Here is a 10,383-nt window from a genome sequence, read left to right on the forward strand (position 1 = left end):
AGTTCTGGAGCAGCAGTGAAGCGTTCGATTATTTCGTCATAGGTTGTGATCGCGGCTTCAAAGTCGTTAAGGCTCTGTAGCGTATATGCTTTGAAAAGCCTTGCCCAGGCGACCGGTCCCTGCATCTTCGGAGCATCAGTGAAGCGTTCGATCATTTTGTCGTAGGTTGCAATCGCCGTTTGAAAATCGTCGAATTTTTCTAGAGCGTTTGCCTTGTCAACCATTATCCAGGCAATCGGTCCCTGCATATCTGGGGTGTCAACAAATCGTTCGATCATTTCATCATAGGTTGTTATTGCCGTCTGGAAGTCATCGAGTTTTTCTAATGCTTTTCCTTTGCCGGCCATCGCAGAGGCTACTTGCCTCCGTATATCTGGGGTGTCAACAAATCGTTCGATCACTTCATCATAGGTTGTGATTGCCGCTTGAAACTCGTTGAGTTTTTCCAATATATTACCTTTGCCGACCATTGCAGAGGCGACCTGCCATTGCATATCTGGGGTGTCAGCAAATCGTTTGATCACTTCATCATAGGTTGTGATTGCCGCTTCAGAATCGTTGAGTTCTTCCAGGCTATACCCTCTGAAAAGCATTGCCCAAGCGACTTCCCGCTGCAGGTATGGAGCATTGTTGTTGCCAAAGTGTTTGATCACCTCATCATAGGCTATGATTGCCGCTTTAAAATCGTCAAGTTTCCCTAGAGCTTCTGCTTTGCCGACCATTGCAGAGGCGACATGCCACTGTAGAGCTGGAGCATTAAAGTGTTTGATCCCCTCATTATAGGCCATGCTTGCCGCTTTAAAATCGTCGAGTTTCCCTAGAGCCTCTGCTTTGCCGATCATTGCAGAGGCGACATGCCACTGTAGAGCTGGAGCATTGTTGTTGCCAAAGCTTTTAATAACCTCGTTACAGGTTGTAATCGCGGCCTTAAAATCGTCTGTATATCCATATGCAAGGATCTTCTTGTTCAATAGAAAGGCAATATCTGATTCCGACATTGGAAAAAGGCTGACATCTTGGGAGTTAAGAGCTTGGTCTGCTATCTTAATGACTCTTTTGGGATCTTTTTCTCTAAATGCAATATTGATTTCTTCTTCAATAAGCTGCTTGTTCATAAGCTTATAGTTTTCTAAAGCTTGGTTGAATATTTGACGAATGGTTTGCCATTTTATGCTGGAGAATTCATCCTCAGTGTGCAACCGTTCGGCGATTGCACGCTTAATTCCTTCGCGGATGGTTTTTGATTGAGTTGCCTCCGCAATTAGATTGCGGGACATCTCGCTTAATTCAGACTCATTGTAGAAGACAGCCATGAAATAAATCAGATTCTTTACCACGGCTGCCTCGTCGCGTTCACGTCGTAGCTTGTAATAAATACTGTAGAGACGTTCTGCTGCTACGTATAACCGTTTATTTGTACTGCCGTCTGTTATTACAGCACCCCGATTTACCAACCGTCCAAGCATAGTTGATACTGTCCGAACGTCCATGCGTGCACGAGCTGCGATTTCACCCGGTTTCGACGGTTGCCAGAGATCAATAATTGCGAGATAAACACGTCGTTCCATCCTTGGGAAATTCTCCAAATGGTTACGAAAATACTCGGTGTGCTCGTCAATAAGCGTGACCAGTTCTTCCATCAGTTGATGCATAGATCCGTGTCGTGCAAAATCGGCGATGATAACCAGAAGCCGGGGACTGCCGCCTGTGAGAATCTCAAGTGGTCTGATTTCGCGTGCGCTTGCTTCCTTGCCGCTGACAACCTCCCACAGACGGCGACAATCTTCGGTGGTTAGTTGTTCAAGGCTGGTGATTCGAAACAACTCAAAGAAGGGTTGCTCTACATCTTCTAGGCTCTCAAACCAGCTGGTAGCGGAGGCGAGTAGCATGATTTGTGGTTCCGACTGAAGCACTTCGCGAAGCCTCCAGCCGAAATCTCCGTCTACGCTCCTGGATAATGCTTGAAGGTTCTCAACCATCAGGACGAGTTTTCTGCCTAGTTGATCTGCCGTTGCCAGAACCGTGGCTCGTGCATGGTCTCCAATTTCCCGCTCCTGCCAACGGTCGATCAGAGCGGTATGTGTTTCTCGCAATTCCTGCGCGAGTTCGGGGTTATATGCTGCGATCTCCCTCGCAAGGTGAAAAAGCGTTTCAAGCCAGAAGTCAGCTAGAGTGAAGATCTCTTGGCTTTCCTCCATGAACTGTACTGGTAACAGGCTTTTGGAGAATTTATCGTTGACTCGCAGTTCGGCGGCAACTCGCGAAAGAAGCATGGTTTTTCCGCGACCACGGGGAGCGACGATCAGAACATGCTGGCACGAAGATGATTCGATATTTTCATGTAAGATTTCGAGGACGATTTTTAATTCGTGGTTTCGGACGACGAACTGTGAGATGAGTTCTTCGTCAGACTGATACATTCCTGGGCTGAACTTGCGGACCGGCGGGCGACTGGTCAATTTATTTTCTGCATTCTCTGTGCTCATTGTGTCTGCTCCTGCGATTTATCAACCGAGCGACGATTTTCAATAGGAATGTGATGACGGAAACGAGCGGACCACCAGTCCCTCAGCAAATTTGAGGAGAAGCGGTAGCCATCTTCGCTAGCTTCCAGGTAGCCGTCATGCTCCAGAACCTCAAGCACATCTGCAATGCACGCTGGCATATCTTCAACCAGAGAGGAATACATCTCCTCAAGGCAATGTCTCGCGCTTGGTGTGAATACCTCTTGTATAGCCGCCTCTGCGAGGATCTCCATTGCTATGGAGTAGTAATCATCATCCCCTCCAAGACCTTCTTTGAGACGTGTCTCGTAATACACAAGATCGCTTTGTCCCCAAGCTCCTAGGAGCCTCCTATAATAGACTTCGTTAACATCATCCACAATTACGCGGTTTTTCCCTTGCATAGTGGCGAAATCTCGAAGACGCGCGAAGAAGGACTGCACGTGGTGAGGAATTCCGCTGCCCAGTTTTTCGTACACCGCATCTGCAACGCCGTTCTCTATGGACAATTCGTAATCTTCGGCGAGACGGGTGAAACACTCGACACTGGTGTTTCGATCCCATGGACCTAGACGAAAAGGATAGAGATGATTGATGCGGTCAGGGATCCCGAGTCGTCTTACCAGATGATCCAATCCAATACTGCCAGATACTATTAGAACAGGAGAATCATTGCCTAAATCTTGAAGTGTGCCACGTAACCAGCTCAAAAACTCGTCAACCCGTTGCTCACCGTTATCATGTTTGAGCATCCGCTTGAGGAAGATAGGAAGTTCGTCGATAGCAAGGAGAACCGACTTGTCATGCTCGGCACAATTGCGGAGCAACTCTTTTCCGTGGCGTCTCCAACTTCCAGGGTCGAGCGCAGCACGGATCTTCACGCGAAATTCATCTGGACCAGCCTCTTCAATGTTGTCTTTTAGCCAGCGTCCCGCTGTAGCAATGAGGCGCGACCTGATTGGTTGAATCGGGTACGCAGCTTTCGCAATATCCGCAATTGCATCTTCCGCGCATGTTGCCGCTTCTACATCGGCAAAGAGGAAGGCCCAACCATTAAGCTCAAGCCGACGTCCGAGTTCGCGGACAATGCTTGTTTTCCCCATGCGCCGCTGTCCGGTAAGCAATATATGATTGTGGTCTCGGACGTGTGTTTCTAGGATGTGTAACTCGCCCTCACGATTGAAGAAGTCGCCACCGCTTACCCATCTGCCTGTGGATAATTTCATGTTCTAATCTTCTCCTATTGAATCAAATTTTATGAATAACTTTATACAACAGAATTGTTACCAACTGTTTTGTTGTATATGAAAAGTATCATACAACAGAATTGTTGTCAACTGTTTTGTTGTATGATTATATCATGTTATCTGAGAGTAGGTTATTTTTTGAGAAACTCAGAATGCCGCACTGGCCTTCGTCGTTTGACCTGTCCGTAAAATCCTTGCCAAATTTAACCTCGCCGTTCGCTGACGACGAACCTGTCCGCTGCTTCCTGATTTCCCTTCACTGGGATATAAAAATCTTGATAAGAATCCCTCCAAAACGATATACGGCAAAGACCGCCAAGCTTAACTGTGTTACTCCGGCGGGTATTTAATCTCCCAAATTTCCCTTTTTCATGTTTACAAAGACTTTTACTGTGGCAGAATTAAAAGCTTATTACTGCCGATGTAGCTCAGTGGTAGAGCAGCTCACTCGTAATGAGCAGGTCAGGGGTTCGAATCCCCTCGTCGGCTGTATAGTAGCCTCAGTTCCCCCTCGGCGACTAACTGCGTGATACAGCCAATGGCGAGTCTTTTATCAAAGGAACGTATCGTTAGAGGCCCGGAATTCAACCGCTGGCTGGCTGTGCCTCCATCTATTGCGGTTCACCTGTGCATTGGCTCCGTTTACGCCTGGAGCATATACAATCCCGCGTTAATTGAAGTGCTTGGCGTTGCCACTAGTGCGGGCGACGACTGGACCCTGCGTCAGGTAGTGTGGATATTCAGCGTTGCGATCGCGTTCACCGGGCTTACGGCGGCGTTTGCCGGCAAATGGGTTGAGAAGGTGGGACCACGCATGGTCTGTGTTATGGCAGCGTGTTTCTGGGGTGGCGGCTACATGCTCAGCAGTCTCGGTGTTACTTTGCATCAACTGTGGCTGATTTATCTGGGTTACGGCGTAATCGGCGGTATCGGTCTGGGTTTAGGTTATGTTTCGCCGGTCAGCAATTTAATTCGCTGGTTTCCGGACCGACGCGGCTTGGCTGCCGGAATGGCGATCATGGGTTTCGGTGGCGGGGCGATGGTTGCGGTGCCGCTTAAGGAATTTTTCCTCCAGTACTTTTACAAGGCGCCTCAATACTTGGGGACGGTCGATGCCGTCGATATGATCACTCATTCGGGCCGACGCTTTGTTGAAATCGGCGGTCAGCTAAAAGAGGTTGTCGTCGCGGGGGCTGTCGAGGCGGCACATGTGCTGGCGCCCGGAGCTGAAGCGGCCGGGGTGTATGTGGTCGGCACCGGTTCCGCGGGAGTCGCCCAGACCTTTCTTCTTTTCGGAGTGGTTTATTTTCTTGTGATAATGGTCTCGGCGTTTTTATATCGTGTCCCGGTTTCGGGGTATAGACCGAAGGGATGGGAGCCGCCGGCCGGCGAGGATTCCAGCAGGCGAATGATCACTCAGAAAGATGTGCATATGGATCAGGCGTTAAAAACATCTCAGTTCTACCAGGTGTGGGTCGTGCTGTGCCTTAACGTTACAGCCGGCATCGGGATTATCTCTGTCGCCAAGACAATGATGACCGAGATATTCAGTAACGCGCTTCCGGGTATTATTGACGTCACTTTTGCCGCCACTTACGTCTTGATGATCGGCATGTTCAACATGCTGGGGCGCGTTATGTGGGCGAGCGCCTCCGATAAACTGGGGCGACGCAATACGTGTTCGATATTTTGCGCGGTCGGTTTTTTGTTGTATTTGTCCATTCCCGTGGCCGCCCACCAGGTGAATCTTAATCCTTCGATTCTTTGGCTGTTAATGTTTTATGCGGCGACGATGATAATTTTTACTTTCTACGGGGGTGTCTTCGCTACCGTTCCGGCATATCTTGCAGACCTGTTCGGTACTCGCTACGTCGGCGGCATCTATGGACGTTTGCTGACCGCTTGGAGCGTTGCCGGAGTGCTTGGCCCCTTGGCGGTCACCTCGCTTAGAGACCGTTCGCTTATGGCCGAAATCAATCGCCTCGCGGAAAGTGTATCGCCACAGGAATTCACTAAGACTTTCGGAGCCGGAATTAATGACCTCGAGATACTGGTGCAGAATAAAACCGTAACGCTTGCGAAACTCATGGATATCGCGCCTGAAGGAACAGTGGACCCGACGGCTTCCTTGTACAACTCGACGATGTATGTAATGGCGGCGTTGTTAATAATCGCTTTGATAAGCAATCTCCTGATAAAACCGGTTCACGAAAAACATCACATAAAGGATTGATGTGTGCTAGAGCGGAATAACAGGAGTTAAGAAAAATCATTGCAAGACCAATAATAAGATTTCTTGCTTTTTGTCAGCCTTTTTTTTACAATTCCCCTAAGTTGAAAATAACTTTAAGGGGGATATAAGCATGAAATTCGGCATTGGTTATTACAGTCTTCAATCACCCTCTCACCATCCAAGACCACATAGTGAACTGTACAGCGAAATGCTGGCTGAAGTGGAGATGGCGGATCAGATGGGGTTTGACTCCGTATGGCTGACGGAGCATCACTTTTTGGATGATGGTTACTGCCCCTCAATGCTTATAGCCGCTTCGGCAATCGCCGCCAGGACTAAAAATATCCGTATAGGTACAGGTGTGTTGTTGATACCCCTTCATGACCCGATCCGAATAGCAGAAGATGCTTCCGTTGTTGATCTCATTTCCGGCGGAAGATTTATACTGGGACTGGGACTGGGTTACAGGAAAGAAGAGTTTGATGGATTCGGCAGACAGTTAAAGCAGCGCAGGGGCAGGATTGAAGAAAGCCTTGAGATACTGAACAAGAGTTGGAGTGATGATCCGTTCAGTTTTGATGGAAAATATTACCAGGTAGAGGATTTGAATGTAACTCCCAAACCCATTCAACAGCCAATACCAATATGGATCGGTGCTTTTACAGAACCCGCCATAAGGAGAGCAGCTCGGATTGGTGCTCCGCTTTACGTTCCGGCAATCGGCGTAATACCGATTATCAAATACCTTTTTGATATGCATTCATCTTTCTTGAAGGAATATGGCAAAGACCCCGACGAAGTTGAAAAGCCACTTGTCAGAGAAATTTATATTTCCGACAAAAAAGCCGATGATGCTTGGGAGGATATAAAAGAGCACGTTACTTATACGGCCAAGGGATATGCTTCATGGGGTTCAATGGTGGATGCTGAGGGCAACTTGCTGAGTGATCCGTCAGATCCGATTTTGTATGACCTTGCAAGGCAGCAGTCAATTATAGGAACCCCCGAAGAATGTGTTGAGACTATCATGAATTACCGGGAAAGCTTACCTATAGACAACCTGATATGTAGATTTAAATTCCCGGGTATTTCGCATGAAGAAGCAGTAAGGTCAATGAAGTTGTTTGTGGACAAGGTGCTGCCTGAAGTAGGATAGCTCGGCTGTTTCTCAAGCTATATTTTTATGTTTTTTGGTAACGCTTTATTTGATGTTTTCCATCTCGGCAAGTGTCAGGCTGAGCTATGTCAAAGCCCTGGACCTGCCCAAGAGTGATTGGGTTATTATTTTCGGTTTCGGTATCTATACGACCGCGCTGGAAACAAAGGTAGCGTGCGGCGTCAGCGGAAGACTTTTGAGAAGTACTCCCTGAATTCGCCGCTGCTAAGGTTGGTCTGTCCTGAGAGTTCTTTAAGGATCGCGGGCGTTTCGATATCCTCGCGTCTTAACTTGATCATGTATTTCTGCGAAACCTCGTAGGCTTCGGTGTTCCTGTCCATATATCTCACTTTAATGCTGTTTGTCTTTTTATCTATTAGTTCCTGAAACGGGATCGCCTGTATTTTCCCCGTTCTTACGTATACAAGAGCCCCGCCTCCCTCTCCGCCGAGCAGGTACTTTACGGCACAGTAGCCGAGCTTTCGTGTATAATCGACGTCAAATGGAATCGGATTGGCCGAGCGCATTTCATAGCCAAGCCTCTTGTGCACCAGTTCCGCTTCAACTCCTTTCTCGGACAGTTTTTTGCCAAGAGCTTTTTTCAGAAGCTGACCGAAATTAACGTCAACGTATCTTATTCTTCCCATGCCGTCCTTGTCCATGAGTCCTAGGTCAACGGGATCTATCTTGTCAAGCATCCCTTCGGCGAGTATGGCTACTCCGTATTCCCTCCCCATGCTCATTCTTTTTATTATGGAACCCTCGAGAATGGCTACGACCTTCTCAAGCGGCACTTTTTCCTCTTCGAAATCCTCGGGGATTATCGTTATTGTGGCCCCTGAAGACTGCCCGATTCCAAGAGCTAGGTGACCCGTTCTCCTGCCCATGGTTATAACCAGAAACCATCTGCCCGTAGTTCTCGCCTCTTCCATTATGTTATTCATTATCTTCGCCCCGACGTCCCTTGCGGTTTCGAATCCGAAGGTTGATATATAGTCGGGAAGGGCGATATTGTTGTCTATTGTTTTGGGCAGGTGCGCTATTTTTAACCTTCCCTCGAAGTGTTCGTAAAGCGTTTTTGCGAGAAACATTGTTCCGTCGCCGCCTATGGTTATCAGACTGCCTATGCCGAGTTTTTCAATCGAGGAAACCGTGTTTTTAAAGGTTTGCTCAGTTGCGAGGGGATTTTGTCTTGATATTCCGATAATGGAACCGCCGGTTGTATGAATCCTTGAAGTGTTCTGGATATCAAGATTCAGGACTTTCGAGGTGTCTCCCACGGAGATCCACTTAAACCCGTCGAGAATTCCAATTATCTTCTTCCCCCTGTTTTTGGCCTCGATAGTGGCCGAGCTTATCACGCCGTTTATCCCGGGGGCGGGTCCTCCGGCCGCTATTATTCCCAGATTGTCCATTTTCCTGCTAGTCATTTTCTCCGTACCACCCCGTTCCGTAACCGGCTTTGTATTTCTTGCTTCGGTATCCCCGCGTGTAAAGAAAACTCCCTCCGGCTATGGCTCCGCAGGCAAATCCCGACATGTGCGCCCACAGACCCTCGGTTCCTGCGTCACCAATATAGCCGATTCCGGTCAGAAACTGAACGGCAAACCAGAAAATTATGAAAAGATAAGCCCTTATGCGCACGAAGTAGACAAACACCAGGACTATGAAAAGCGTAAGAATCCTTGATCTTGGGAAAAAGAGCATGTACGCACCCAAGACTCCAGAAATCGCCCCGCTTGCTCCTATTACAGGAACTGAGGAGTGGGAGTTCAAAGCCACCTGGATGAATACGGCTATCAGTCCGCACACGAGATAGAAAAGCAGGTATCTGGCGTGCCCTAGCAGGTCCTCGACCGCGTTTCCGAATATGTAGAGAAAAACCAGGTTCCCGGCCAAGTGAAGCCAGTTTTCATGGATGAACATGGAACTGAAATATTTTGCCGTCCTGCCAAGAAATCCGTAGGCTTCAAGGGCGGTTATCTTGCTGGGCAAAATACCGTGCGTCTGGTAGAACATCTCAAGCGCCTCCCCTGTCAGAGAAAGGGTATACGCGAAAACCAACACGTTTGCGGCGAGAAGCGCGTAATTCACATAGGGGACGATTTCGGTTTTTATTGTGCTTCTAATCGGTATCATTATGACAATTATACTTAAGGCAGTTCCGGGAGTTAGGGTAAATTGCGAAAACGCCGCACGGATGTTCTGACAAGGATAAGAACGGACATGGAAAAGATGTTCCGCGAGGCTACTTGCCTCTTGGTAAACGTCAGGGTGTTTGACTCCGCCTCGAGTGGCGACCTCGGGATTCCCGAGAACTTGTCTCCACCCGAGCTTCTTCAGGAGTTTTGTTCCCTTGAAGTGGAAATTGTCTTTTACGGTTCCGGTGGCGGAGACTTCGCCTCAACAAGCGGGTTCGGGGACCTGATCGAAGAAAACGGTCACCGCATAACCGACGACCGCGCTTACGTTCTCGACAGGGCCGGGGAAAAAGACTGCGTGCTGCTGGGCTCCGAGCTCTCCGACGTTGATTTTTTCCTCTCCGGGGTTTTCTCCGTATCGCCAAGCTCCGCTCCGCTTGACCTCAAGGCGGTTTCGAGCTACGTATCAAACTTCAATGGAGAGGCGGTTTTCACGGAGCTTGGAAACCTGATTGTTAATTCGAAAAGGGGAGACTGGGAATAATTTTTCTAACTGGAGCAACCGGACAATATGGACTAGGGAGTAGTATATGAAAGGACTTCAAGGGTCTGTTAAAAGGAGTTTGGAAGCACTGGCAAGACCGGAAGAGGAGATAGCAACATACCCTGAATTGCTTTTTGCAACATTTATCGTGGTTGTTGGAGCGATAGTTCTATTCGCTATACTTATTCTTGCAATGGCTCTTCTTATGGGCACTTCTAAAAATACCCTCATATTCCAGTTAAACTTCAAGCAGGAACAAAGTATATCCGCTCACTCCCCGTCAAATTAAGGGACGGCGGACGCAGATACAAAACAATACCGGAGGAAGGAAAGTGGAACAGCTGGATTTCGGAGAAGAGGACAGGTACGTGAGACTTGATGACAAGAAAGACCCTTTGGTCAAGCTAAACGCGATTATCCCCTGGGAGATGTTTCGTTCCCGCCTCAGGTCGGTGTGGCGGAAGCCCGAGAAGCAACGCAAGTCAAGCGCGGGGCGCAAGCCGTGGGACGAGATAGTGATGTTCAAGACGATAATTCTGTGCGCTCTTTACAATCTGT

At 48.4% G+C, this 10,383-nt stretch carries 9 protein-coding genes and 1 tRNA gene; 6 read left to right on the forward strand and 4 right to left on the reverse strand.

The features are described from left to right. Together OXG10_01985 and OXG10_01990 are read right to left on the reverse strand one after the other, a co-directional pair. On the reverse strand, positions 1–2,486 hold a 2,486-nt coding region (locus OXG10_01985), incomplete at its 3' end, for a tetratricopeptide repeat protein (GenBank protein ID MCY3826139.1). Then, positions 2,483–3,730 (reverse strand): AAA family ATPase, encoded by a 1,248-nt coding sequence (locus OXG10_01990; protein ID MCY3826140.1) that lies wholly within the window; start codon positions 3,728–3,730, stop codon positions 2,483–2,485. The genes OXG10_01985 and OXG10_01990, both read right to left, overlap by 4 nt. A 438-nt stretch (positions 3,731–4,168) precedes the next feature. On the opposite strand from OXG10_01990, the gene OXG10_01995 reads away from it, so the two are divergent. The 3 genes from OXG10_01995 to OXG10_02005 all read left to right on the forward strand — a co-directional run bounded on the left by OXG10_01995 (position 4,169) and on the right by OXG10_02005 (position 7,140). Then, a tRNA-Thr gene (locus tag OXG10_01995) sits at positions 4,169–4,240 on the forward strand. A 49-nt stretch (positions 4,241–4,289) separates the two neighbouring features. Next, positions 4,290–5,984 carry an OFA family MFS transporter gene (locus tag OXG10_02000; protein ID MCY3826141.1) on the forward strand — a complete coding sequence of 565 codons (1,695 nt, stop codon included), beginning with the start codon at positions 4,290–4,292 and terminating at the stop codon, positions 5,982–5,984. A 130-nt stretch (positions 5,985–6,114) separates the two neighbouring features. Next, the gene (locus OXG10_02005; GenBank protein ID MCY3826142.1) at positions 6,115–7,140 is read left to right on the forward strand and encodes an LLM class flavin-dependent oxidoreductase; all 1,026 of its coding nucleotides are present in this window, start codon (positions 6,115–6,117) and stop codon (positions 7,138–7,140) included. A 182-nt stretch (positions 7,141–7,322) separates the two neighbouring features. Here OXG10_02005 and OXG10_02010 read toward each other — a convergent pair whose 3' ends face one another. Together OXG10_02010 and OXG10_02015 are read right to left on the reverse strand one after the other, a co-directional pair. Next, entirely contained in the window at positions 7,323–8,570 is a 1,248-nt protein-coding gene (locus tag OXG10_02010) for a 6-phosphofructokinase (GenBank protein MCY3826143.1), read from the reverse strand. Further along, positions 8,563–9,279 (reverse strand): rhomboid family intramembrane serine protease, encoded by a 717-nt coding sequence (locus tag OXG10_02015; GenBank protein ID MCY3826144.1) that lies wholly within the window; start codon positions 9,277–9,279, stop codon positions 8,563–8,565. Before OXG10_02015 ends, OXG10_02010 begins: the two co-directional genes overlap by 8 nt. An 87-nt stretch (positions 9,280–9,366) precedes the next feature. On the opposite strand from OXG10_02015, the gene OXG10_02020 reads away from it, so the two are divergent. The 3 genes from OXG10_02020 to OXG10_02030 form a co-directional block, all read left to right on the forward strand. Continuing rightward, a complete protein-coding gene (locus OXG10_02020; GenBank protein MCY3826145.1) occupies positions 9,367–9,825 on the forward strand; it encodes a hypothetical protein in 459 nt (152 codons plus the stop codon). Between the two features lie 46 nt (positions 9,826–9,871). Next, a complete protein-coding gene (locus tag OXG10_02025) occupies positions 9,872–10,114 on the forward strand; it encodes a hypothetical protein (GenBank protein ID MCY3826146.1) in 243 nt (80 codons plus the stop codon). A gap of 43 nt (positions 10,115–10,157) precedes the next feature. After that, the coding region (locus OXG10_02030) for an IS5/IS1182 family transposase (GenBank protein MCY3826147.1) at positions 10,158–10,383 on the forward strand (226 nt) is incomplete at its 3' end.

The organism is Candidatus Dadabacteria bacterium (assembly GCA_026706695.1).
GTDB lineage: Bacteria > Desulfobacterota_D > UBA1144 > Nemesobacterales > Nemesobacteraceae > Nemesobacter.